This window comes from Nocardioides flavescens (assembly GCF_009823805.1).
Classification (GTDB): domain Bacteria; phylum Actinomycetota; class Actinomycetes; order Propionibacteriales; family Nocardioidaceae; genus Nocardioides; species Nocardioides flavescens.
Window position 1 is genome coordinate 261,264 of the sequence record NZ_WUEK01000004.1, and the last position, 23,683, is coordinate 284,946.

Consider the following 23,683-nt stretch of genomic DNA (forward strand, 5'->3'; position numbering starts at 1 on the left):
TTGCGTCTCACGGGCTGGGTCAGGGAGTGGCGCAGGTGTCGCACAGCGTCGGCTGGCTGGTCACCCACTGGAAGGTCGCGCTCTGCGAGGTGCCGCCGCGACCGGTCGCCGTGAAGACGATGGAGTGGGAGACGTCGGCCTGCCCGGAGCCCCGGACGATGCCGTTGTCGATGGCGACGTCGAGGGAGCGGGCCCCGCACGGGATCGTGCCCGACGTCGGCCCACCGGTGTTGCCGGTGTGGGTCCAGCTGCAGGTGCCCGACCAGGAGGCCCAGTCGGCCGGCGGGGCGAGGGTCAGCGTGGTGGTGCCGAACCCCTCCTGCGGCGAGGACCACGCGTGGTCCTGCCCGGTGACGAGCTGGACGCCGGCGGTCGGCGGGGGCGGCGGGGTCGGGCCGGCGTAGGTCAGGGTCGCCGAGGTCGACCCGCTCGTGCCGACGCTGTTGCGGGCGCTCACGGTCACCTTCACCGGGCCGGGGTCGCAGTAGGTGTCGGCGCACTGGATCTCGAAGGAGGCCTTGGTGCCGGTCACGTCGAGGCGGCGCTCACCCGCGCCGCTCTGCGCGACGACGGTGTAGCCGGTGACGGTGGCGCCGTTGTCGTCCGGAGCCGTCCACGACAGGCTCACCGTCGCGGTCGTCGTCGACGCGCTCCCGACGACCGACCCGGAGAGACCTCCCGGTGCGTCGGGGCGCCCGGCGCTCACCAGCTCCTCGGTCACGTTGGAGGTCGCGGGCAGGGCGCCGGCCCGGGTGGCCGTGACCGTGAACCGGTGCGGACCCGGCTCGACGTCGACCGTGACCTTGCGCGCGGCACCGTCGACGAGGGCCAGGGGCACGGTCGCGCCGACCTCCTGGACGATGAACCCGTCGACCGCGCCGGTGCCGTAGCTCCAGGCCAGGCCCACCTGGCCGGTCGGCAGCGGGGTCGCGACCACGTCGTAGGGCTTGGACAGGGTGGTGGTCGTCGGCGAGGTGGTCGGCACCTGCGGCGGCTGGTGCTGGTCCTGGCTGGGCACGACGACGGTCGGACCCTTGGGGCCGTTGTTGCCGTTCCCGTTGCCGTTCCCGTTGCCGTTCCCGTTGCCGTTGCTGAACGACGGTCCGTTGGTGCTGCCCGAGGTCGGCTGACCCGGGCCGGGGGACTGGGTCGGCGAGACGGCGGGGGCGTCGGGCTGCTGGAACGGCTGCTGGGAGGGGGTCGGCGTCGGCGGGGTCGCGACGGCGTCCTGGGCGGCGATGTCGTCGACGGTGGCGGCGTCGACGGGGTCGCCGCCGCCGCCGGCGGTGGGGGTGTCCTCGTCGTAGCGCACGATGCTCGACACGACGCCGTCCTCGTGGACAGCGACGCCCTGGTCGGCGCCGGGGACGTTGATGAGCAGCGTGCCGTCGTCGACCAGCAGTTCGGGCTCGCCGCCGTCGGGGACGGCGATGTCGTCGCCGGCGCGGCGCCCGTCGGCGGCCAGGCGCACCACCTTGCTCTTGCCCGCGCACGGCACGAAGACGGTGGACTCGAAGACGGCGGGACGGTCGGGCCGGTCGCAGCCGACCGCGGTGAGGTCGACCTCGTGCACGGCGCCGCCGGAGACGATGACGACGGTGCCGGTGGCGGGGGAGGAGACCGGGACCAGGCCGGCGGGTGCGTCCTCGGGGGCCAGCAGGTCGCCGGAGAGCCGGGGCACGCTGGTGACTACCTCGTCGTCACGTCCGGTGTCGGTCTGCACGACGATGCCGGCGTCGGGACCGAACAGCGTCACGCCGCGTTCGTGGGCCACCAGCACGGAGCCGGGGCCGCTGTGGTCGACCGGGCGCTCGCGCTCGGTGACGAACTCTCCCGCGCTGGCCGACCAGCGCAGCTCGGTGAGCAGCCCCTTCGGGTCCACGACCCACAGGGTGCCGTCGCCGTCGACGACGGCGTCGCTGATGCCGTCGGGCGACTGCCACAGCTGCCCCACCGTGTCGGTGCTGACGGGGTCGATGGCCGCGAGCGTCGCGCGGTCGCGGTCCACGAGGAAGACCTGGCCGTCGTGGTGCAGGACGCTCGTCGCGCCGCCCGGGGTGACCCGGCGCGAGCCGGAGGCCAGGATGCTGGCCAGGTCGAACGACGTCAGCTCGCCGGTCGTGTCGTTGGTGACGATCAGGCGGCCGTCGTACTGAGCGACGGCGAGCCGGTCGCCCGCGTCGCCCACGTCGATGCGGGCCTCGGGGCGGCCGGTGGCGGGGTTGACCTGGATGACCTCGCCGGTCGGGTCGTCGGAGAACCAGGTGAGCCCGTCGCCGATGTCGACGGCCGTGCGGCTCAGTCCGGTGCCGAACAGCACGCCCGCCAGCAGCGAGCCAGCGACCACGAGCACCGAGGCCTCGGCGAAGCCTCGCTGGCTGCGGCGGCGATCGAGCAGTCGCGCCCAGCGCGTGCTGTCCTGGGGCCCGTTCGTCGGCCCGTTCGTCGGTCCGTCCGTCCGCGTGCTCACGCGCCCACCCCGGCCGGCTCGTCCTGGGGCGCGCCGAGGGCCTGGACCACGCGGGCCTCACCGGCCTCGCACCACAGGCCGCGACCCACGCCGCTCATCGGCTCGACCGTCTTGGTGGGCACGGTGAGGCCGAAGGCGTCGCCGTCGTTCCACTCCGGCTGCAGCAGCAGCCCGCGCCGGGACGACTTGGCGAAGGCGAGCAGCCCGTCCGCGGACGCGCCCATGCCCGGGCGCTGGCGCGCGGCGGTCAGGTCGGCCGAAGCGACGAGGGAGACGCGCGCCGAGTGCTCGCCCAACGACGAGATCAGCTGCGCAACCGTGTCCTTGACCCCGAGATCGGTCACCGCCCGAGCATCCCAAAGATCCGCGCCGTCGACCACCACGAGCGCCCACGAACCGGAACTCTCCGGTGCCTCGCCGAGCCATCGCTGCAGGTCAGCGAGGGTGTCAAGGGGAGATGAACGGTGGATGACGTGTGGGGGCACTGTGGCGCGTGCGGCCACTGAGACGAGACCGGCCAGGGCCGAGGTGCGCCCGGAGCGCGGACGACCCGCGACGAGCACCGGCCCGGCCAGCAGGTCGGGGGCGACCGGCGCCACGGCGTCGGCGTCGACCGCGAGCGCGACGTGGGCCCGGCCGCCGCCCGTCTCGGGGGCGGGGAGCAGGGCGGGGTCGACCCGTCCGGGCATCGGCGGCACGGGCGCCGCGGGGCGGGACTCGACGTGGGGCAGCAGGCGCTCGCCGATGCCGCGCACCCGCTCGGCCTGCACGGGGGTGCCGACGCCACCGGTGGTCATCACCTGCACGCGCCGGCTGCCGACGAGGCCCGCACCGGGGGCGCTGTCGGCGTCCAGCACGCCGCCGGGCACGCCGAGCATGAGGTAGTCGTCCTTGCTCGTCATCCGCAGCACGACGCGGCTGCCGAACGCCGAGGCGGTCGAGGTCGGGACGCCGGTGCGCCCGGGGGCGGTCGCGACGACGTGGACGCCGACGCGGCGACCGTTCTGCAGCACCTGCGTGAGGTGGTCGAGGTGCTCGCGCGTGACCGAGCCGCCGCCCTCGAGCAGCTCGAGGAGCGCCGGGAGGTTGTCGACGAGCAGGTAGACCCGCGGCAGCCGCACGCCGCTGCGGGCCAGGTCGTCGACGTCGGAGCAGCCGTGTGCGGCCAGTGCGCCGGCGCGGTCGAGCGCCGTACGACGCAGCAGGCGCAGCAGGCGCAGCACCCGGCCCTGCTGGGTCTCGGGCACGACGGCGGAGACGGTGGGCAGCCCGGCCACCGCGGTGAGGCCGCCGCCCGCGCAGTCGATGCCGTAGACGTAGGGCGCCACGCCCGCCGCGGCGTCGCCCAGCGAGGCGGAGAGGGCGACGGTGCGCAGCAGCTCGGTCTTGCCGGAGCCGGAGGCGCCCTGCACCAGCAGGTGACCAGTCGCGGCGAGGTCGGCCACCCACAGCGGCTGGGCCTGCGCGGCCGGGTCGTCGATGCGCCCCAGCACCACCCGCCCCGCTCCCGTGGCCGCACCGGCGACGAGCTCGGCGTCGAGCAGCAGCTCGCTCGGCAGCGCCGGGAGCCAGGGGCGGTGGGGAGGGGCGGCCTCGCTCATGACGAACGCCGTCTGGATGCTGCGCACGCACCGCTCGAGGTCGGTGCGCGGGTCGAGGCGACCCTCGCCCTGCTCACCGGGGCCGTCACCGGCGGTGGCGGTGAACGGCGTGACCTCGACGGCCGCCTCGGCCTCGGCCAGCGGAGCGCGGGCGCCCGTCCAGGCCGACTGCACCAGCTCCGCCGTGCCGTGGCCGGTGCGGCGCACCCACGCGCGGCCCGGCGTACGACGGGAGATGTGGGCCGCCTCGGGCAGGTCGATGACGTCGCGCGAGTCGTCGGCCGAGGAGACGCGCAGGGCGATGCGCAGGTCGGTGTTGGCCCGGATGGGGCCGGTCACGACGCCCGCCGGGCGCTGGGTGGCGAGGAGCAGGTGCATGCCGAGCGAGCGGCCGCGCTGGGCGAGGTTGACCATCCCGTCGACGAAGTCGGGCACCTCCTGGGTCAGCGCCGCGAACTCGTCGACGCAGATCAGCAGGCTGGGCGGAGCGGCCTCCGGGTGCTCGCGCTCGAGCTGCACGAGGTCCTTGACGGCGTAGCGCGCGAGCAGCTCCTCGCGGGCGGTGATCTCGGCGCTGAGCGACGTCAGCGCCCGGGAGACGAGCGCGGGGGTCAGGTCGGTGATGTAGCCGACGGTGTGCGGCAGGTCGGCGCACTCGCGGAACGCCGCGCCGCCCTTGTAGTCGACCAGCAGGAACGCGATCCGCTCCGGCGGGTTGTTGAGGGCGAGCGAGCAGATGAGCGACTGCAGCAGCTCGCTCTTGCCGGAGCCGGTCGTGCCCGCGACGAGGCCGTGCGGGCCGTCGTCGCGCAGGTCGATGGTGACCGTGCCGTCGGCGCCGCGGCCGATCTGGGCGCGCAGCCCGGCGGACTGCGCCCAGCGCCGGCGCACCGCGTCGGTGTCGTCGAGGTCCTCGAGGTCGCTGCTGACCTCGGTGAGCCGCACGACCTGCGGGATCGCGGTGCTGGGCGGCAGGACCGCCGCCTCGTCGACGTACGCCGTGACGGAGCGCGCGTGGCGCCACGCATGGTCGAGGCTCACGGCGTCGGCGAGGGCCAGTCCGGCCACGCCGCCGCGGTCGCGCACGCCGACCCGGCCCGCGTCGAGGTCGACCAGCAGGCCGGTCGCCGCCGGCACCTCCTCGGCACGGCGGCCGAGCCAGAGCAGGTGGAGGCCGCGCTCGAGGGCCCCCGCCGCGACGGCCTCGACGGTGCGCCGGGGGATGCCGGCCGCCTCGTCGACGACGCAGACGGTGTGGCCTCGGGTGACGCCCTCGCTCGCGAGGTGCTCGAGCAGCGCGGTCGCCGCGCGGGCGCCGATGGCGACCGCGGGCTCGCCGCCCTCGCGGGCGGCGACGTGCGGCAGCCAGCGCAGCCACGCCTCGTGGTGGGCGCGGTCGTGGCCCAGGGCGGCGGCCACGGACAGCTCGGCGGGGGAGTGGTCGAAGCCGGTGCGCAGCAGCAGCGCCCGCACGAGGGCGTCGACGGCGGGCTCCGGCCCGGTGACGGCCACGACCGGGTGTGCGGCGAGGTCGGCGAGGACCGGCAGGTCGTCGAGCAGGTCGCGCTCGGCGACCTCGGCGGCGGCGCTGCGTCGGGTGGCGCGGTCGCCGCCGTCGCGCACCTCGGCCCGCAGCATCGCCGGCACGGTGCCGAGGCCCAGACGGGTCGAGAGGAACTCCTGGCGGTCGGCGGCCCGCGCCCACAGGTAGCGGTCGCGCGAGGCGGCGCGCACCCGCAGCGTCTCGACGTCGGGGTAGTCGTCGAGGCTGCGCTCGCGCTACGCGACGGCGTGGTCGTCGAGCTCGCTGAGGAGGGCGTCGAGGTCGACGCGCCAGTCGCGCAGCTCGTCGGCGAAGTTCCGCTCGGCCGCTCGACGCTGCTGCCAGTAGCCGAGGCCGCCGACGACCGGCCAGGCCAGCATGTAGATCAGGGCGTAGGGCCCGGGCGAGCGCAGCATGATGGCCAGGCCCATGACCATGGGGAGCAACAGCATCGCCCACGGCAGCGGTGTCGGGCGGTGCTTGGTCGGGGGAGCCGGGGCCTCGAGCACCTCGTCGCGCAGCGGGTCGCCGAAGCGGGGCGGGCGGAAGACCGAGACGGGCTGGTCGGCCTCGACGACGTCGCCGCGCTCGACGGCCACCGTCGTGGCGCCGAGGCGCACGGTGGTGCCCCAGTCGACCGCGGTGGCCGCGACCGGGACCTGCGCGACGGTGGTGCCGTTGGCCGACCCCTCGTCGTGGACGACGGGGCGGGGGCCGAGGTCGATGCGGGCGTGCCGCTGGGAGACGAGCGGGTCGCTCAGCTGCAGGGTGCAGCCGGGGGCTCGGCCGATGGTGGCCTGGGCGGCGCCGACGCGCACCCGGCGACCGCGGTCGGGGCCGTCCACGACGCGCAGGACCGCGCGGGAGCGGGTCGGACCGCCGGGACGGGTGCGCCAGGCGGTCGGGGCCTGCACGACGTCGACAAGGTCGCCGGTGCGCAGACCGCACTCGCTCAGTGGACGGTCCGCGGGCCACGGCTGACCGCCGTCGGTCGGGACGAGCGAGAGGTCGTGCTGGGCGGGGGCGAGGTGGCGGCCGAGCGCCCGCGCCAGGTCGGCGACGGTCGACTCGGCCCTGGCCCGCACGCACACGTCGACCGACGGCAGTCCCGACTCCGGTGCGGGTCGGACGGAGAGGATCCAGGTCTGCACGGTGGTCCTCCTCGGTGCCGTCGGTCGACGTGTGCTCGCGCGGGACTCAGGTCAGGACGAGACCTGCTCCTGCTCCTGGGCCTGGTTGTTGATGAGCTGGGAGAACTCCTGCAGCGAGGCGGTGATGTTGGTCAGCGCCGTGCGGTGCTCCGACTGCCAGGTCTGGCGGGTGCGCTCGGCGTCCGGGCCGACCCACTGGAACCCCTCGAGCGACTGGGTGAGGGTGTTGGTGAGCTGCTCGAGCTCGCTGGCGCCCTGGCTGATGACCGTGGCCGACTGGCGACCGGCCTCGATGTCCATGCCCTTCATGACCATGACGGGTGTGCTCCTTGCTTCGGTGGTTGTGTCGCTGGTGATCTCTGGTGATCTCTGGCGGTGGTGAGGCTGACCGGTCGGTCAGCGACGGCCGGCGAGCCGGCGGTCGATCTGGTCGGCGGCCTCGCGGACGGTGACGCGTCCGTTGCCGTCGGCGTCGAGCTCGCGGTTCTGGGTGTACGCCGCGGAGCCGTCGGTGAACATCGCCTGGTCGGCCGGCATCGGGTGGCCGCCCAGGATCGAGGAGTAGAGGGAGGGGACGTCGCCGACCCACCCGCGGAACCGCTCGAGGTAGCGCTCGACGTAGGGCAGCTGCTCGGTCGGCGTCATGCGGGCGAGCGCCTCGGTCGAGGTGCCGTAGCCGGCGGCGGTGTCGGGCATGAACTGGATCAGCCCGGTCGCCCCGCTGCGCGGGTTGACGACGTCGGGGCGGAAGCTGCCGCCCGTCTCGAAGCTCATCGCCGCCAGCAGGTGCTCGGGTCGGGCGCCGACGCGCTGCGCCACGCCCTCCACGCCGCGCAGGAACTCCGGCGTCACGCGCTCGTTGCCGCGCACGCCGGTCACCTGGGAGTAGTCGAAGCCGTCGGGGCTGGTCCACCCGGTGCCCTCGCGGATCGGGAGCGGGTGCGCCTCGCGGTAGGCCTGGTAGGCCGCCTCGGTGCCCCGGCCCCATTGACCGTCCACGCCGTGCGTGTCGTAGCCCGCGTCCGTGAGCCGTTGCTGCAGCTCGCGCACCTGCGCCCCCGAGGAGCCGCGGCCGTTCGTCGAGGCGATGGCGTCGACCGTCGGATCGGTCGTCCCGGCACCCCGGCTGGCCGCCAGCGTCGCGCCGCCGACCCCGAGGGCGGCCGCGCCGGCCCCCATCGTCGCCGCCGCGCCGTACGACGTGCCGGAGGAGTCGCTGCCGACCCGGGCGGCGTCGGCCAGCGGAGCCGACACCGCACCGAGGGCCTCAGCGCCGGGGGAGCCGCCGCCGTAGCCGGGCGTCTCGTCGCTGGTGTGGATGCTCGGGGCACCCGAGCCGCCGTGACCGGCGGCGCCGTCGACGGTGCCCCCGCCCAGGCTGCCGAGGCCGCCACCGCCCACGCCGCTGCCCGAGCCGAGCGAGCCGTCGGCGCTCGGTGCCCCCGCGGCGCCGTGGCCACCGCCGATGCCGAGCTGGCCCTGGAAGGCGCCCTGCGAGGTCGCGTCGTAGCCCGTGACCAGCGGCTTTGCGTCGATGGTGGCGCAGGGGGCGATCTGGCCTGCCGCGCCCGGGGTGGTGCCGGGGGGGGAGGCGGTGCCACCGGCCGGCACGGGGAACCCGCCGGTGGCACCGCCGATCGTGGACCCGCCGAGCGTCGTACCGGCGGATGAGGCCTGGCCCGAGCCCTGGCCCAGGGCCGCGTTGGTGATCTGGGCGATCTGGCCGAGCGCGGCGGTCTGGCTGGGGACGCCGCCCTGGACGCCGGGCGTGACCAGCGGTACGCCCTGGTAGGGCTGCACGGCGCTGCTGCCGGAGCCGACCTGCGAGGTGTAGGTCGGTAGCGCGGAGCCGAGGGACAGCGTGCTGCCGTCGGAGGCCTGGTCCTGGGCGTCCGCGTTGGCGTTGAGCACCTTCGCGAACAGGCCGAGGGCCATCGAGATCTTCTGCATCCACGGCAGGACGACGGTCTCGAGGTACTGCGCGTAGGCGGCGCTCGCGCCGCCGCTGAAGAACGACGCGGCGCGCAGCAGCGCGATGAGGGCCTTGAGGAAGGCGATGACGCCGTCGACGGTCTCCTTGGCCTGCTCGCACTCCTGGCCGACGCTGCGCAGCTCGTCGGTGTCTGCTCCGAGGAACGACGACATGCGGGTCACCTCCCGAGATGTGACTGGCTGGTGCTGGGTGCTGGTGGTCTGGCGGGCCAGACGCTAGGTCCGGCGGGCCGACCGGGTCGACGGTCGGCGGGGTGGAAGGTTCCTGTCAGGAGCTGGCCTGGTCCTGGGCCTCGGCGTGACGGCAGAGGAGGTCGCCCTGCTCGCGCAGGGTCTGCGAGGCGTTCTCGGCCTGCGGGGCGAAGCTGCCCTGCCAGTCCTGCAGGAAGGTCTCCCGGTCGGCGCCCTGCCACTTCATCGCCCCGACGATCGCGCCCACCCGGCTGACGACCCCCGAGACCTGCTCGGCGTGCTGGCCCATGCCCTGGCCGATGCTGCGGCCCTGGTCGGTGTCCATCCCCTGCATGGAGTGGCTCATCGTGCTGCTCCTCCGCTGTCCGGCGGCCCGGCGGTTCCGGGCGACGCGGAGGAACGTAGGCAGGGTGCGGCGCGACCCGCTAGGCGCCGGCCGGTGGAACGTTCCGCCGTGCGGCGGCGCGCTCGGCCCGGTCGAGGTCGTCGGTCGTGACCAGCCGGACCTCCGCCGTACGCCGCCCGACCGCGAAGCGGACGTTCTGGGCGCGGCCGGCGCCCGCACGGAACGGGTCGTCGCGCGGACCGAAGGCCAGCGCGGAGATCGAGCGGATCGCGTCGTCCACGCGCTGGGCGCGCTGGAGGTTCCAGGCGTAGCCGTGCCAGCCGAGCACCCGCTCGTAGATCTCGCGGTTGGACGGCGGGCGGGGGTAGTCGTCGGTGCCGACCAGCCAGGGCTCGGCCAGGGCCAGCGCCACGAACCACTCGCGGGTCTCCGGCACGAGCCGCGGTGCGGGGGCGGTGACGCCGGCGTCGTCGTCCTCGAGGTCGGGCCGGGTGCGCGGTGCCGCCTCAGGGGTCGAGGTCTCGACGTCGACGACGATGGTCAGGTCCTCGAAGCTGCCGTCGGCGCCGCGACGCCCGCGCATGACGGCGAGCTGGTTCTCGCCCTCGTCGAGCAGCAGTGACATGCCCTCGGTGACGGTCACGCGGCGTGCGCCGCCCGGGGCGTCGAACAGGCTGCTGACCTGGGTCTCCCCGGCGCCGTGCCAGCGCAGCCGCGCGATCTCGTCGCCGACGACGAGCTCGCCCAGCAGCCGGCTCACGTGGGGGGCGCAGCGGGGCAGCACCAGCGCCGAGGTGCGCACGGCCGCGTCGGGGTCGCCGTCGGGGATCGCGGCGTGCGGGGAGCGCCCGAAGAGCAGGGTCTCGCCGGAGCCGACGGTCACCGTGGGCAGGCCCGACCCGCGCAGGGTGACGCGCAGCATGCCCCGAGTCTGGCACAGCGCGCGGCGTCGCGCGGGCGGTCGGTCAGACGCCTCGCGAGCGGCTCTCGACGCGCTCCTTCAGGCGCGCGACCGAGCGTGCCATCCCGGCCTCCAGCTCGTCGGCGTGACCCTCGGCGCCACCGAGCAGCAGCCCGGCGAACAGTCCGCTCGCGCGGGTGAGCCGCTCGGGCACCGGACGCCGGTGCACCACCCGGGTGGCCTGCCCGCCGCGGTCGTCGGCGACCGGCTCGAGCTCCCAGATCCAGCGCGCGCCGCTGGAGAGGGTGTCCCAGCTCAGCAGCCGTCCCGGCTCGACCTCGGCCACGACGCTGCGCGTCGGCCACACCACGGGTCCGCGCCGGTTGACGCCCAGGCAGGTCCGGCCCGGGCGCAGGTCGCTGCCGCCGAGCGGCACCATCCGCACCAGCTCGTCGGAGAGCCGGGGCATCTCGCGGGGGTCCGAGAGCACCTCCCAGACCGCCTGCGGCGAGGCCGCGACCGTCGTCTCGGCCCGCAGCTCGCGGTCGGCGGCGCTCACGCGAGCCACCGCTCGAGCGCGTCGTGGACCTCGGGGTGGTTTAGCAGGCCGAAGTGGTCGGTGCGGCCCACGTGCAGCACGTCCGCGCCGGGGAACAGGCTCCGCGTGCGGTCCTGGCCGTACGCCGAGTGCGGCCGCACGAGCAGGTCGCCGACCACCGAGCCGACGGGGTGGCGCTCGGAGCGGGTCAGCGTGGCGGCGACCAGGTGGTAGCGGGCGTGGGGGAGGGGCGCGACGTCCTCGGCGAGGCCGTGCACGAGGTCGTGCACCCCGCGCGAGCGCCAGTCGAGCACCCGACCGAACGCCGCGGTCTCCTTGAGCTTCGACAGGCCCTTCGAGCCCTCGCCGACACCCCACGCGACCGGGGCGCCGAGGTGGGGGGTGCCGAGGGTGACGACGTCGCTGACGAGCCCGGCCCAGGGGGTGTCGTGGTCGGAGACGACGCCGGCGGCGGCGCGCATGACGAGCCCGCCCATCGAGTGGCCCACCAGGGCGATCCGGGTGACCGGGACGGGCCAGCCGTCGACCACCCGCTGCAGCAGCGCCGTGAGGGCGGCGCCGTTCTCGCGCAGCGGCAGGCCGGTGTTGGCGCGCAGCAGGAGCGGGGTCCAGCCCCGCCCGGCCAGCGCCTCGGCGTACGTCGTGCCGGTGCGCTCGCGGTGCAGCGACCAGAACGACTCGTTCTCGCACAGGCCGTGGAGCAGGACGACGACCTTCCCCGTGGCGTCGGGGTACGCCGCGGCGAGGGGCTCGGGCTCGGGGTCGACGTCGGCCCCGTCGCGGCGCAGAGCCATCGGGATCGCGAGCTGGGGCCGCTCGCGCAGCAGCCGGTCGCCGATCAGCCCGTTGACCGCGGAGGAGAGGAAGCGTCCGCGCGGGTCCGACTCGAGCCGCGGGCCGACGCCGGTCGCGGCCAGCGAGTCCAGACCTCGGCTGGCGCCGGTCAGCGCGTGGGTCAGCCCGCCGTACACGGCGCCGGTGATGCCGCGGTGCACGCGGCCGGCGGGCGTGCGGTCGAGCACGGCGAGGTGGGTGTCGCGCACGCTGCGCACCACGAGCTCGTCGGCGACCTCCGCGAGCAGCGACAGGGCGTCGAGGACGGTCGGACCCGGTGCGGTCGGCATGTCGGGAGGGTACCCGTCGGTGCACAGATGTGCACCCAGTCGTCTGGCAGCTGGCAGCTGGCCGCGACCCGCGCCCGGCTCTGCTGTCGGCGAACAAGAGGGGATGAGCCGTGGAACTGTCCCCGCACCCGGCTAGGGTCGAAGACGTGACTGATCAGACCTGGCCCGGCCCGGTGGCCGGTGGCGGCGGCGGCATCGCCGTCCTCGACGACCACATCTACCAGCGGCTGCTGCGCGAGCGCATCGTCTTCCTCGGCTCCGAGGTCCGCGACCAGAACGCGAACGCGATCTGCGCCCAGCTGCTGCTGCTGTCGGCGGAGGACCCCGAGACCGACATCTTCCTCCACATCAACAGCCCGGGTGGCTCGGTGGACGCCGGCATGGCGATCTACGACACCATGAACTACATCCCCAACGACGTGGCAACCGTCGGCATGGGGCTGGCGGCCTCGATGGGCCAGTTCCTGCTGTGCGCCGGTGCCAAGGGCAAGCGCTACGCGCTGCCCCACTCGCGCATCATGATGCACCAGCCCTCCTCGGGCATGGGCGGCTCGGCCTCGGACATCAAGATCCAGGCCCAGCAGTCGCTCCACATCAAGAAGGTGCTGCTCGAGCTGATCGCCGAGCACACCGGCCAGCCGATCGAGCAGGTCGAGCAGGACGCCGACCGCGACCGCTGGTTCACCGCGGAGCAGGCCAAGGAGTACGGCCTGGTCGACCAGGTCATCACCAACGCCCGCGAAGCCGCCGACGACGGCCGCCCCGCGCGGCAGAAGGACTGACACACCGATGAACGAGCACGTCGTGGACCCGAGCCCGAGCATGAACTACTACATCCCGCAGTGGGAGGAGCGGACCTCCTACGGGTTCCGCCGCATCGACCCCTACGGCAAGCTGTTCGAGGACCGCATCATCTACCTCGGCACGCCGATCTCCGACGACGTCGCCAACGCCGTCATCGCGCAGCTGATGTGCCTGGAGTCGATGAACCCCGACCAGGACATCCAGATCTACATCAACAGCCCCGGCGGCTCCTTCACCGCGCTCACCGCCATCTACGACACGATGAACTTCATCAAGTCCGACGTGCAGACGGTGTGCATCGGCCAGGCCGCCTCGGCCGCCGCGATCCTGCTCGGCGCCGGTGCGCCCGGCAAGCGGCTGGCGCTGCCCAACAGCCGCATCCTGATCCACCAGCCCTACACCGAGGGCACCTTCGGCCAGACCTCGGACATCGAGATCCAGGCCAACGAGATCCTGCGGATGCGCGAGCTGCTGGAGAAGATGATCTCCGACCACACCGGCCGCGACATGGACCAGGTCAGCCGCGACATCGAGCGCGACAAGATCCTCACCGCCGCCCAGGCCGTCGAGTACGGCCTGATCGACAACGTGATCGAGTCCCGCAAGGGCACGCCCGCCCTCGCGGCCGGCTGATCCAGCCACACGCCTTGACGGACGGACACGGGGCCGAGACCGACCCCGTGTCCGTCCACGGTTGCGGTTCCCGACCGGGTACCGTTCGGGAGGCCCCGACTGACGGCGGGGTGCATTCAGCAGTGGAGAGGGAGGAACCTCGTGGCCCGCATCGGTGACGGAGGTGATCTGCTCAAGTGCTCGTTCTGCGGCAAGAGTCAGAAGCAGGTCAAGAAGCTCATCGCCGGTCCAGGCGTGTACATCTGCGACGAGTGCATCGACCTGTGCAACGAGATCATCGAGGAGGAGCTCAGCGAGGGCACCGAGGTCAGCCTCGACGAGCTGCCCAAGCCGCGTGAGATCTTCGAGTTCCTCAACGCCTACGTGATCGGCCAGGAGCAGGCCAAGAAGTCGCTCGCCGTCGCGGTCTACAACCACTACAAGCGGGTCCAGGCCGGCCTCCAGCCCACCTCCGGGCGGCACTCCAAGGAGGAGGCCGTCGAGGTCGCGAAGTCCAACATCCTCGTGATCGGCCCGACCGGCTGCGGCAAGACCTACCTCGCCCAGACCCTCGCGCGGATGCTCAACGTCCCCTTCGCGATCGCCGACGCCACGGCGCTGACCGAGGCCGGCTACGTCGGCGAGGACGTCGAGAACATCCTGCTCAAGCTGATCCAGGCCGCCGACTACGACGTCAAGAAGGCCGAGACCGGGATCATCTACATCGACGAGATCGACAAGGTGGCCCGCAAGGCCGAGAACCCCTCGATCACGCGCGACGTCTCCGGTGAGGGCGTGCAGCAGGCGCTGCTGAAGATCATCGAGGGCACCACCGCCTCGGTGCCGCCGCAGGGGGGCCGCAAGCACCCCCACCAGGAGTTCATCCAGATCGACACCACCAACATCCTGTTCGTGGTGGGTGGTGCGTTCGCCGGGCTCGAGCACATCGTCGAGCAGCGGGTCGGCAAGAAGACCCTCGGCTTCACCGCCGAGGTCCGCGGCCAGACCGAGCGCGACGCCGACGACCTGCTCGCGCAGGTCCGCCCGGAGGACCTCACCAAGTTCGGTCTGATCCCCGAGTTCATCGGCCGCCTGCCGCTGATCGCCAGCGTGAGCAAGCTCGACCAGGAGGCCCTGGTCCAGATCCTCACCGAGCCGCGCAACGCGCTGGTCAAGCAGTACCAGAAGCTCTTCGAGCTCGACGGCGTCGACCTCGAGTTCACCGACGAGGCCGTCGCCGCGATCGCGGACAAGGCGATGGAGCGCGGCACCGGCGCCCGCGGCCTGCGCGCGATCATCGAGGAGGTCCTCCTCCACGTGATGTACGACGTCCCCTCCCGCGGCGACGTGGCCAAGGTCGTCGTCACCCGCGAGACCGTCGTCGACGACGTCGCGCCGACCCTCGTCCCGCGCGAGTCCGAGACCAAGAAGAAGAAGTCCGCCTGACGCAGGCCCCACGCACCACACGACGAAGGCCCGGGATCACCGATCCCGGGCCTTCGTCGTATCCCCGATCGAAGAGGTGGTTTCGAGACGGTCGCCAGCGCGACCTCCTCAACCACCGTGACGGTGGTTGAGGAAGGACGAAGTCCTGTCTCGAAACCACTCTCGTGGTCCCGGTGGGCCTCAGTGCTCGGCGGCGTCCTTCTCCTGGGCGGCGAGGGCGCGGGCGACGTCGGCGCGGCCCTCGCGGACGTAGCGCTTGGCCGCCGGGTTGGCCGGGGAGCTCTCGAGCCAGGCGTCCACGCGCTCGAGGAGCTCGGCGCTGGCCAGCGGCTTGGGGAACATGAACTCCAGGGCCGTCGAGGCGCGCTGGGTGCCCTTCTCCTCCCACATGGTGTCGGCAGCGGCGAGGTAGCGCTCGACGTACGGCGCGAGCACGTCGTCCTGACCGGGGACCTGGAAGGCGAGGACCACGGAGCGCTGGGTCTCGTTGGGCACGTCGTCGCGCACCATCGCGATCTCCCATGCCTCCGCCTTGGCCTGGGCGTCGGGGCGCAGGGCGCGGGCGGCGGCCGCGCGCTCCTGGCCCGAGATGGTGTTGTCCTCGGCGAGCTCGGCGTCGATGCGGGCCGCGTCGGCGCGACCGTTGCGGGCCAGGCCGTTGAGCAGGGTCCAGCGCAGGTCGGCGTCGACGGCGAGCCCCTCGACGGTGAAGGAGCCGTCGAGCAGCCCCTCGAGGTCGGCGAGCGCCTGGTCGCCGTGCGCGGCGCCGGCGTAGGCGCGCGCGAACGACAGCTGGTGGTCGCTGCCCGGCTCGGCGTCGAGCAGCAGCCCGCGCAGCCCGGACTCCCAGGTGGCGCGCAGCGCGTCGCGCCGATCGGGGGCGGAGTAGAGGTTCACCGCGGTGGCGGCGTACGTCGGGATGCGGGACACGCCGAACGCGTCGGTCTCCGACGGCAGCCCCGAGAGCACCAGGTCGACGAACGCGGTGGCCGACAGCTCGGCGTCGCGCGTCATGTCCCACGCGGCACCCCAGAGCAGCGCGCGGGCCAGGGCGTCGTCGAGGGTGGCGATCCCCGAGATCGCGGTGGCGAGCGAGCGCTCGTCGAGGCGGATCTTGGCGTAGGCGAGGTCGCCCTCGTTGAGCAGCAGCAGGTCGGGCTGGCGCTCGCCGACCAGCTGCGGGACCTCCGTAGAGGCGCCCTCGACGTCGATCTCGAACGACGTACGACGCACCAGGCGGCCGTCGACCTCGTCGTAGAGGCCGATGCCGAGCCGGTGCCGGCGCAGGGTCGGGTGCTCGTCGGTGGCGCTCTGCTGCACCGCGAAGGAGGCGTAGGTGCCGTCCTCGGCGAGGTCGAACGCCGGGGCGAGGGTGTTGACGCCGGAGGTCTGCAGCCACTCCTGGGCCCACGACTCGAGTTCGCGACCGCTGGACTTCTCCAGGGCGGAGAGCAGGTCGGTGAACTCGGAGTTGGCGAACTCGTGGTCGCGGAAGTACTCGCGCAGCCCGGCGAGGAAGTTGTCCAGGCCGACCCAGGCGACGAGTTGCTTGAGCACCGAGGCGCCCTTGGCGTAGGTGATGCCGTCGAAGTTGACCTCGACGGCCTGCAGGTCGTGGTTGTCGGCCGCGATGGGGTGGGTGCTGGGCAGCTGGTCCTGGCGGTAGGCCCAGTTCTTGCGGACGTTGGTGAAGCCGGTCCAGGACTCGGTGAACTCGGTGGCGTTGACGGCGGCGTGGTAACACGCCCACTCGGCGAACGACTCGTTGAGCCAGAGGTCGTCCCACCAGCGCATCGTCACGAGGTCGCCGAACCACATGTGGGCCATCTCGTGGAGGATCACCTCGGCGCGGAACTCGTAGAACGAGCGGTCCTGCCGGCTGCGGGGGAGGTACTCGTCGCGGAAGGTGACGCACCCGGCGTTCTCCATCGCGCCCATGTTGTACTCCGGCACGAACAGCTGGTCGTACTTGCCGAAGGGGTAGGGGTAGGCGAACTGCTCCTCGAAGAACGCGAAGCCCTGCTTGGTGATCGTGAAGATCTCCTCGGCGTCGAGGTGCGGCACGAGCGACTGGCGGCAGTAGATGCCGAGCGGGATCTCCTGGGTGGCGCCGGTGTAGGTGTCGGTCACGTGGTGGTACTCGCCGGCGACGAGCGCGGTGATGTAGGTCGACATCCGCTGCGTGGTCGGGAAGCGCCAGGTGGCCGTGCCGTCGCCGGCCGGCTCGGGCTCGGGGCTGACGGCGTTGGAGACGACCGCCCAGCCCTCGGGGGCGGTCACGGTGAAGGTGTAGGGCGCCTTGAGGTCGGGCTGCTCGAAGGTGGTGTAGACGCGACGCGCGTCCGGCACCTCGAACTGGGAGTAGAGGTAGACCCGGTCGTCGGCCGGGTCGACGAAGCGGTGCAGGCCCTCACCGGTGCGCGAGTAGGTGCAGTCGGCCTCGACGACGAGGGTGTTGGCGGCGGCCAGACCGCTCAGCGCGATCCGGCTGTCGGCGTACGCCGCGACGTCGACGGCCTCGCCGTTGAGCGTGATGGAGCGGACCGTCGCGCCGACCAGGTCGGCGAACGTCTCGGCGCCGGGCTCGCGACAGGTGAACTCGATGGTGGTGGTGGACCCGAAGGTCCGGTCACCGGTCGTGAGGTCCAGGTCGATGGAGTACGAGGTGACGTCCAGGAGGGCGGCGCGGGTGGCCGCCTCGTCCCGGGTGAGGTTGGTTCCAGGCATGCTCGCCATCCTGCCACCGAGGAAATGACGCCGCGCTGGCGCCGAGGAATACCTCGGCCCGGACGCGGTATTGGACAGACATGACTGCGACCGCTGTGGACTTCTGGTTCGACCCGCTCTGCCCGTTCGCGTGGATCACCTCGCGCACCGTGCTCGAGGTGGAGAAGGTGCGCGACGTCGAGGTGACGTGGCACATCATGAGCCTGGCCTACCTCAACCAGGACAAGGACATCCCCGATGACTACCGCGAGCTGCTCAAGGACGCCTGGCAGCCGGTGCGCGTCGCCATGGCCGTCGAGCAGGAGCACGGCCAGGAGGCGCTGGCCAAGGTCTACACGGCGATGGGGGAGCGCAAGCACACCCAGGGCGCCGAGAAGCTCGACCGCGACCTCATCGTCGGCGCGCTCGAGGACGCCGGTCTCGACACCTCGCTCGCTGACGCGATGGACGACTCGTCCTACGACGAGGCCATCAAGAAGAGCCACCACGAGGGCATGGACCAGGTCGGCTACGAGGTCGGCACCCCGTGCATCGCGATCGACGGCAACGCCTTCTTCGGCCCCGTGCTCACCAAGATCGCCCGTGGCGAGGAGGCCGGCACCATCTGGGACGCCGCCGTCACGCTGTCGGCGTACCCGGACTTCTTCGAGCTGAAGCGCTCGCGCAACCGCGAGCTCGACTTCAGCTGACGAGGCTGCGGCGCGCCGCTCGCCGCCGACGCTGCTCGACGGGGTCGGCGACGGGCGACGCGGCCACCAGCCGACGGGTGTAGTCCTCGGTGGGGGCGTGCAGGATCTCCCTGCGCGTGCCGGCCTCGACCACCCGCCCGGCGTGGAGCACGACCACGCGGTCGCACAGCCGGTCGACGACCGCGAGGTCGTGGGTGATGAACAGGCAGCCGAAGCGGAGCTGGTCCTGCAGGTCGCGGATCAGGTCGAGCACGGTGGCCTGCACCGAGACGTCGAGGGCCGAGGTGGGCTCGTCGGCGATCAGGAGCTCTGGACGCAGCGAGACCGCGCGTGCGATCGCGACGCGCTGGCGCTGACCACCGGAGAGCTCGTGCGGGTAGCGGCGTGCCCAGGCGGCTGGCAGCCGGACGGACTCCAGCAGTGCGGCGACCTGCGCGTCCAGCTCGGCGCCTCGCACGCCGCGGTGCACCCGCAGCGGCTCACCCACCGACGCCCCGACCGTGTAGCGGGGGTTGAGCGCGGCGGCGGGGTTCTGGAACACCGCGCCGATCCGGGCCCGTACGGCGCGCAGGCGGGCGCGGCGCAGGTGGCTCAGGTCCTCCTCGCCCAGCCGCACCCGGCCGGAGGTGACCGGGGTCAGTCCCAGGACCGCGCGCCCGATGGTCGACTTGCCGCTGCCCGACTCACCGACGAGGCCCACGACCTCGCCCGGGGTGATGCGGAGCGAGACGCCCCGCAGCGCGTCCACCGTCCCGCGGGCGGTGCGGTAGGTGACCTGCAGGTCCTCGACGGTGAGCAGGGCTGTGTCGTCGTGGGCGTCGTCGTGGGTGTCGCTCGCCAGAGGCCCTGCGCCTTCGAGCGTGAGGCGCGGGACGGCGTCCAGCAGGACCCGGGTGTAGTCGGCCCGCGGGGCGGTGAAGAGCCGATGCACCTCGGCCTGCTCCTCGACGCGGCCGTCCCGCATCACGACGACCCGGTCGGCGACGTCGGCGACCACACCCATGTCGTGGGTGATGATCACGATGGTGGTGCCGAGGCGCGCCGACAGGTCGACCAGGACGTCGAGGATCTCCTGCTGCACCGTGACGTCGAGGGCGGTGGTCGGCTCGTCGGCGACGAGGAGCTCCGGCTCGCACGACAGGGCCATCGCGATCATGATGCGCTGGCACTGCCCGCCGGAGAACTGGTGCGGGTAGTCGCCCATCCGGGTGCGGGCGTCGGGGATGCCGACCAGGTCGAGCAGGCCGACGGCGTGCTCACGGGCCGCGGCCCGGGCCAGGTCACGGCGGTGCCGCCGGATGGCTTCGACGAGCTGGGCGCCGATGCTGAACACCGGGTCGAGGGCGCCGGCCGGGTCCTGGAAGATGAAGGCGATCCGGCTGCCGCGCACCGAGCGCAGCTCGCGCTCGTCGAGGGCCGTGAGGTCGACGCCGTCGAGGAGCACCCGGCCGTCGATGCGCGCGTTGCCGGGCAGCAGTCGCGCTGCAGCCAGGGCGGTGACGGTCTTGCCGGATCCCGACTCCCCGACGAGGGCGAGGATCTCACCGCGGGCGACGTCGAGGTCGACGCCGTGGACGACCTCGTGCTCGTGCGAGCCGTCGACGAAGGCGATGCGGAGCCCGCGCACCGACAGGAGCGGCCCGGCGTCCGGGTGCCCCGCGGTCACGGCGTCTCCTCGTCCGCGGGGTCGAGCGGCTCCTCGCCCAGCGCCTCGGTGTGGGCGGCCAGGTGGGCTCGCCAGTCACGGAACATCTGCTGGTTGTAGTCACCGAGCCAGCGCATGTACTCCCGCGCGATGAGGACCCGGCGCCGCGCCGCGCCCTCGAGGTCCAGCTGCTGGTTGGCCTCGTCGAGGACCGACTCCATGCGGAAGACCCAGCGCCGTTCGCTGGTCAGGAAGCCTCCCCAGATGTCCTCGTGGGCCTCGAAGTAGTGGGAGCGGTCCCCGGGCAGCCGGCGGCGCCGGATGTAGCCCTGGTCGCCCAGCGCCCGGGTGGCCATCGACACCGCTCCCGAGGCGATCCCGAGCTCGCGGGACAGCTCGGCGGACGAGACGTGGTCGGACGTCGTGATGAGCAGGTAGCCCATGACGCGGCCCTCCATCCGGCCCGCACCGCTCTCGTGCCAGTTGTCGGCGAAGTCCTCGACGAAGCGGCGGGCGGCCTCGCCGAGGGTGGACTGCTCCTCGCTCATCGCGCCGCCATCTGCTCGCGGCGGCGCTCGCGGAAGACCGACTCCGGCCAGGCGCTCATCCCGCCCACCCGCAGGGAGCGCACGCCGTGCTCGTCGCGGTCGTACTCCACGCTCTCACCCGCCGACCCGTAGCCCGGTCGTGCGGGGATGCGCAGCCGGTCGGGGCCCTCGATCTCCAGCTCGACGGACTCCGCGGTCGGGTCCTCCTGGTCGGGGTGCATCAGCACCAGCCGATCGCCCAGTCGCAGCACGGAGATGCGGCCGAACCCGGCGACGACCGAGGTCGCGAAGCCGTCGAGGTCCACGCCTTCGGGCGCGGGGGCGGACGGAGCGCTGCGAGCGCGGAGTGCGAGGTCGATGAGCTTGAGGACGCCCACCGCGAGCTCGTGGGCCGGCCCGCGGCTGGCGTTGGTGAGGACCGAGACCACCAGCCCGTCGGCCGGGTCGACGAAGGTGCGCGTGACGAAGCCCGGGAAGCCGCCGCTGTGCCCGACCAGGGACCGCTCGCCGATGGTGTGGAGCTCGAGACCGAGGCCGTAGCGGCCGGTCTCGGTCTCGCCTGTCATGACCCTGGACTCCAGGCGCTGCATGAGGCGCTTGGACGGGTCGGAGAGCAGCTCGTCGACGCCGAGGGCGTGCGCGGCGGCGTACGCCGAGAGGTCGCGCGCGCAGGCGGTGAACCCGGTGGCCGGGGCCATCGCGCCGGTCGACGGGCTGGCGAGCACGAAGTGGGTGTCGTCCCCGTCGAGCAGCAGGCTGTGGCCCGAGGCGAGCTCGGAGGGATCGACGTCGTCGACGTCGGCGTGCACGCGGTCCAGGCCGAGGGGGGCCAGGATCTCCTTGCGGACGAAGTCCCCGAACCGGACCCCGGTGACCTCCTCCACGACCAGCCCGGCGATCGCGTAGCCGTAGTTGGAGTACTTGAAGTGCTCGTTGCGTTCGAACGTCGCCCCGTGGTCTACCAGGTCGGTGATGAGGCGGGCACGGTCCGGGAAGGGTCGCATGAGCTGCCAGTAGTCGCAGTCGGCGCCGTCGCGGACCACCCCGGCCTGGTGACCGAGGAGCTCGCGCACCGTGCGGTCCGCCAGCGGGGTCCCGGCCAGGTCGGGCACCCGTTCGCCCACGGTGTCGTCGAGCCGCAGCTCGCCCCGCTCCGCGAGCATCATGACCGCGGTGGCCGCGAAGGTCTTGGAGTGCGAGGCGATGCGGAAGAGGTGCGACGTGGTGAGCGGGGTGCCGCGCTCGGAGTCGGCCACGCCGCTGGCGCCGTCGACCAGGACCTGGTCGCCGACCCGCACACAGATCTGGACGCCCGGGGTGCGCAGCATCCGGCGCCGCAGATCGACCCAGGCGAGGACGTCGTCGGCCACCTCGCGGACGGCGGCCGCCAGGTCGGCGCGGCGCGTCGTGTCGTCGACCGAGGACGGGGGAGGGAGGAAGGTGCTCATCGTCGAGATCCGTTCTGTCGTGGTGCGTGGTGGTCGAGCGCAGGCGGGGACGGGCCGGGCGGCTACCGGCCGCGGGGATCGAGGGCGTCCCGCAGCATGTCACCGAGCGCGATGAGGCTGATGACGGTGACCGAGAGGACGAGGCTGGGGAACAGCAGCATGTGCGGGTGTTCCTGGAACTGGGCCTGCGCGCTGGCCAGCTGCAGACCCCAGCTGACCGACGGCGCCTGCAGTCCGACACCCAGGAAGGTCAGGGTCGACTCGGCGACGATCACGCCGCCGACCGTGATGGTGGCGACGGCGAGGGTCGGGCCGAGCGCGTTGGGCAGCACGTAGCGCACCACGATGCGCGAGCTGCGCAGTCCCATCGCCCGTGCGGCCGCGACGAACTCCGCGTCGCACACCTGGCGGACCGAGGTGCGGACGATCCGGGCCATGGTGGGCCAGGTGAAGATCGCGAGCACCACCGAGACGGTCAGGACGGAGCGGTCGCCCGTGGAGTTGAGGATGATGATCGCGCCGAGGATGAACGGGAAGCCGAGGAAGATGTCGGTGACCCGGGCGAGCACGCTGTCGGCCCACCCTCCTCGGTAGCCGGCCGTCGTGCCGACGAGGAAGGCGATCCCGAGCGCCAGGGCCGTGGTGAGCAGCCCGATGCTCAGGGATGTGCGAGTGCCGTAGACGAGGCCGGTGTAGATGTCGCAGCCCTGCAGGTCGGTCCCGAGCGGGTGACCCGGTCCCGGGCCCACCGCACTCTCCAGGAGGTCGCAGTCGTAGGGATCGCCTCCGCCGAACAGTCCGCCGAAGCCCGCGGGCCAGGCCGCGACCACGGCCAGCAGGGCCACGGCGACCAGGCACACCCAGAACGCCGGGCGCCGGCGCAGCGTGCGCCACACCCCCCGTCGTACGACGCTCCCGTCGGCGGCCGGGGTGACACTGGGTTCGATCTCAACGGTCACGACGGATCCTCGGGTCGAGCAGGGAGTTGGTGATGTCGACGAGTGCGCTGATCACGAGGAAGATCAGGATGAGCACGGTCGAGACCCCGACGACGGTGGGGCCCTCGTGAGCCCTGATCGCCGCGAACAGCAGCTGACCGATGCCGGGCATGTTGAAGATCCCCTCCACGACGATCGCACCGCCGAGCAGGTAGCCCAGGTCGACGGCGAGGAAGGTGAGAACGGGGATGCCGGAGTTGCGCATGACGTGCACGCCCACGATCCGTCGTGGGGAGAGGCCCTTGGCCCGCAGGGTGCGCACCCAGTCGGACGACATCGCGTCGATCACGCTGCCGCGCATCAGCCGCGAGACCGCGGCCAGCCCGAAGACGGCCAGGCAGGCCGCGGGGAGCAGGAACCCCATCGGCCACCCGTCCTGGGTCCCGGAGACCGGGAACACCCTCCAGCGCACCCCCAGGTAGAGCTGCGCGGTCGCGCCGAGGACGAAGATCGGGATCGAGCTGACGACGATGGTGCCGAGGAGCACCGCCCGGTCGGCGAGTCGGCCGTGACGCAGAGCGGCCCAGAGCCCGAGGCTCACGCCGACCAGCACCTCGAGCAGCCAGGCCGTCAGCGCGAGCACGATGGTGGTCGGCCAGCGGCTGGCCATCCGTTCGGAGACGGGCCGGCCCGTGAAGTCGGTGCCGAGGTCGCCCTGGAGGAGTCCGCCGAGGTAGCGCAGGTACTGCTGCCACAGCGACTCGTCGAGGTGGTAGCGGGCCCGCAGCACCCGCACCACCGAGTCCGGCAGCGGTCGGTCGCCGGCCAGTGCGGCGATCGGGTCGCCCTGGAGGGCGAAGACCATCGCGTAGATCAGGAAGGTGACGCCGAGGAAGACGACCACCAGCTCCAGGAGTCGTCGCACGACGAAGCGCATCATGCGGAGC

The 23,683-nt window shown here is 73.0% G+C and carries 19 protein-coding genes; 4 read left to right on the forward strand and 15 right to left on the reverse strand.

Features of this window, described 5'->3' with window-relative positions:
* Positions 1–19: 19 nt before the first annotated feature.
* From GRQ65_RS08280 to GRQ65_RS08315, 9 genes are all read right to left on the reverse strand, one after another.
* Positions 20–2,470: a fibronectin type III domain-containing protein gene (locus GRQ65_RS08280; RefSeq protein ID WP_160877080.1), complete on the reverse strand. Its 2,451-nt coding sequence runs from the start codon at positions 2,468–2,470 to the stop codon at positions 20–22.
* A complete protein-coding gene (locus tag GRQ65_RS08285) occupies positions 2,467–5,805 on the reverse strand; it encodes an FtsK/SpoIIIE domain-containing protein (protein WP_202387788.1) in 3,339 nt (1,112 codons plus the stop codon). Before GRQ65_RS08285 ends, GRQ65_RS08280 begins: the two co-directional genes overlap by 4 nt.
* A 45-nt stretch (positions 5,806–5,850) precedes the next feature.
* The gene (locus GRQ65_RS22140) at positions 5,851–6,765 is read right to left on the reverse strand and encodes an FHA domain-containing protein (protein WP_202387789.1); all 915 of its coding nucleotides are present in this window, start codon (positions 6,763–6,765) and stop codon (positions 5,851–5,853) included.
* A 51-nt stretch (positions 6,766–6,816) separates the two neighbouring features.
* Positions 6,817–7,074, reverse strand: a complete 258-nt coding sequence (locus GRQ65_RS08290; protein WP_160877082.1) for a hypothetical protein — start codon at positions 7,072–7,074, stop codon at positions 6,817–6,819.
* Positions 7,075–7,161: 87 nt separating this feature from the next.
* A complete protein-coding gene (locus GRQ65_RS08295; protein ID WP_160877084.1) occupies positions 7,162–8,910 on the reverse strand; it encodes a peptidoglycan-binding protein in 1,749 nt (582 codons plus the stop codon).
* Between the two features lie 115 nt (positions 8,911–9,025).
* The gene (locus GRQ65_RS08300) at positions 9,026–9,295 is read right to left on the reverse strand and encodes a hypothetical protein (protein WP_160877086.1); all 270 of its coding nucleotides are present in this window, start codon (positions 9,293–9,295) and stop codon (positions 9,026–9,028) included.
* Positions 9,296–9,374: 79 nt separating this feature from the next.
* Positions 9,375–10,217, reverse strand: a complete 843-nt coding sequence (locus GRQ65_RS08305; protein ID WP_202387790.1) for a hypothetical protein — start codon at positions 10,215–10,217, stop codon at positions 9,375–9,377.
* A 43-nt stretch (positions 10,218–10,260) separates the two neighbouring features.
* Positions 10,261–10,755 carry an SRPBCC family protein gene (locus GRQ65_RS08310; protein WP_160877088.1) on the reverse strand — a complete coding sequence of 165 codons (495 nt, stop codon included), beginning with the start codon at positions 10,753–10,755 and terminating at the stop codon, positions 10,261–10,263.
* Complete coding sequence (locus GRQ65_RS08315; RefSeq protein ID WP_160877090.1) at positions 10,752–11,879, reverse strand: lipase family alpha/beta hydrolase; 1,128 nt, start codon at positions 11,877–11,879, stop codon at positions 10,752–10,754. The genes GRQ65_RS08310 and GRQ65_RS08315 overlap by 4 nt, the downstream gene beginning before the upstream one ends.
* Before the next feature lie 146 nt (positions 11,880–12,025).
* On the opposite strand from GRQ65_RS08315, the gene GRQ65_RS08320 reads away from it, so the two are divergent.
* The 3 genes from GRQ65_RS08320 to clpX all read left to right on the forward strand — a co-directional run bounded on the left by GRQ65_RS08320 (position 12,026) and on the right by clpX (position 14,741).
* Complete coding sequence (locus GRQ65_RS08320) at positions 12,026–12,661, forward strand: ATP-dependent Clp protease proteolytic subunit (RefSeq protein WP_160877092.1); 636 nt, start codon at positions 12,026–12,028, stop codon at positions 12,659–12,661.
* A 40-nt stretch (positions 12,662–12,701) separates the two neighbouring features.
* A complete protein-coding gene (locus tag GRQ65_RS08325; protein WP_160877352.1) occupies positions 12,702–13,316 on the forward strand; it encodes an ATP-dependent Clp protease proteolytic subunit in 615 nt (204 codons plus the stop codon).
* Between the two features lie 141 nt (positions 13,317–13,457).
* Positions 13,458–14,741 (forward strand): ATP-dependent Clp protease ATP-binding subunit ClpX, encoded by a 1,284-nt coding sequence (gene clpX / locus GRQ65_RS08330; protein WP_160877094.1) that lies wholly within the window; start codon positions 13,458–13,460, stop codon positions 14,739–14,741.
* A gap of 180 nt (positions 14,742–14,921) precedes the next feature.
* On the opposite strand, the gene pepN is transcribed toward clpX, so the two are convergent.
* Positions 14,922–17,468 (reverse strand): aminopeptidase N, encoded by a 2,547-nt coding sequence (gene pepN / locus GRQ65_RS08335; RefSeq protein WP_160877096.1) that lies wholly within the window; start codon positions 17,466–17,468, stop codon positions 14,922–14,924.
* An 80-nt stretch (positions 17,469–17,548) separates the two neighbouring features.
* Here pepN and GRQ65_RS08340 point away from each other — a divergent pair, with 80 nt between their 5' ends.
* Positions 17,549–18,157, forward strand: a complete 609-nt coding sequence (locus GRQ65_RS08340; protein ID WP_160877098.1) for a mycothiol-dependent nitroreductase Rv2466c family protein — start codon at positions 17,549–17,551, stop codon at positions 18,155–18,157.
* Here the strand turns inward: GRQ65_RS08340 and GRQ65_RS08345 are convergent.
* From GRQ65_RS08345 to GRQ65_RS08365, 5 genes are all read right to left on the reverse strand, one after another.
* On the reverse strand, positions 18,150–19,823 hold the full coding sequence (locus GRQ65_RS08345; RefSeq protein WP_160877100.1) for a dipeptide ABC transporter ATP-binding protein: 1,674 nt from the start codon (positions 19,821–19,823) through the stop codon (positions 18,150–18,152). The two genes, GRQ65_RS08340 and GRQ65_RS08345, sit on opposite strands and share 8 nt — an antisense overlap.
* Positions 19,820–20,350 (reverse strand): GbsR/MarR family transcriptional regulator, encoded by a 531-nt coding sequence (locus tag GRQ65_RS08350; protein ID WP_160877102.1) that lies wholly within the window; start codon positions 20,348–20,350, stop codon positions 19,820–19,822. Before GRQ65_RS08350 ends, GRQ65_RS08345 begins: the two co-directional genes overlap by 4 nt.
* Positions 20,347–21,798, reverse strand: coding sequence for a serine hydrolase domain-containing protein (locus tag GRQ65_RS08355; RefSeq protein ID WP_160877104.1), 1,452 nt, complete (start codon positions 21,796–21,798; stop codon positions 20,347–20,349). The genes GRQ65_RS08350 and GRQ65_RS08355 overlap by 4 nt, the downstream gene beginning before the upstream one ends.
* Positions 21,799–21,860: 62 nt before the next feature.
* Positions 21,861–22,757, reverse strand: a complete 897-nt coding sequence (locus GRQ65_RS23925) for an ABC transporter permease subunit (protein WP_202387791.1) — start codon at positions 22,755–22,757, stop codon at positions 21,861–21,863.
* On the reverse strand, positions 22,747–23,676 hold the full coding sequence (locus GRQ65_RS08365; protein WP_160877106.1) for an ABC transporter permease: 930 nt from the start codon (positions 23,674–23,676) through the stop codon (positions 22,747–22,749). The genes GRQ65_RS23925 and GRQ65_RS08365 overlap by 11 nt, the downstream gene beginning before the upstream one ends.
* Positions 23,677–23,683: the final 7 nt, after the last annotated feature.

Coding starts and splice junctions, on each gene's coding strand:
- GRQ65_RS08365 (WP_160877106.1), bottom strand. CDS start 23,676: ATGATGCGCTTCGTCGTGCGACGACTCCTGGAGCTGGTGGTCGTCTTC.
- GRQ65_RS08325 (WP_160877352.1), top strand. CDS start 12,702: ATGAACTACTACATCCCGCAGTGGGAGGAGCGGACCTCCTACGGGTTC.
- GRQ65_RS08295 (WP_160877084.1), bottom strand. CDS start 8,910: ATGTCGTCGTTCCTCGGAGCAGACACCGACGAGCTGCGCAGCGTCGGC.
- GRQ65_RS08350 (WP_160877102.1), bottom strand. CDS start 20,350: ATGAGCGAGGAGCAGTCCACCCTCGGCGAGGCCGCCCGCCGCTTCGTC.
- GRQ65_RS08355 (WP_160877104.1), bottom strand. CDS start 21,798: ATGAGCACCTTCCTCCCTCCCCCGTCCTCGGTCGACGACACGACGCGC.
- GRQ65_RS08305 (WP_202387790.1), bottom strand. CDS start 10,217: ATGCTGCGCGTCACCCTGCGCGGGTCGGGCCTGCCCACGGTGACCGTC.
- GRQ65_RS08300 (WP_160877086.1), bottom strand. CDS start 9,295: ATGAGCCACTCCATGCAGGGGATGGACACCGACCAGGGCCGCAGCATC.
- GRQ65_RS08340 (WP_160877098.1), top strand. CDS start 17,549: ATGACTGCGACCGCTGTGGACTTCTGGTTCGACCCGCTCTGCCCGTTC.
- pepN (WP_160877096.1), bottom strand. CDS start 17,468: ATGCCTGGAACCAACCTCACCCGGGACGAGGCGGCCACCCGCGCCGCC.
- GRQ65_RS08290 (WP_160877082.1), bottom strand. CDS start 7,074: ATGAAGGGCATGGACATCGAGGCCGGTCGCCAGTCGGCCACGGTCATC.
- GRQ65_RS08315 (WP_160877090.1), bottom strand. CDS start 11,879: ATGCCGACCGCACCGGGTCCGACCGTCCTCGACGCCCTGTCGCTGCTC.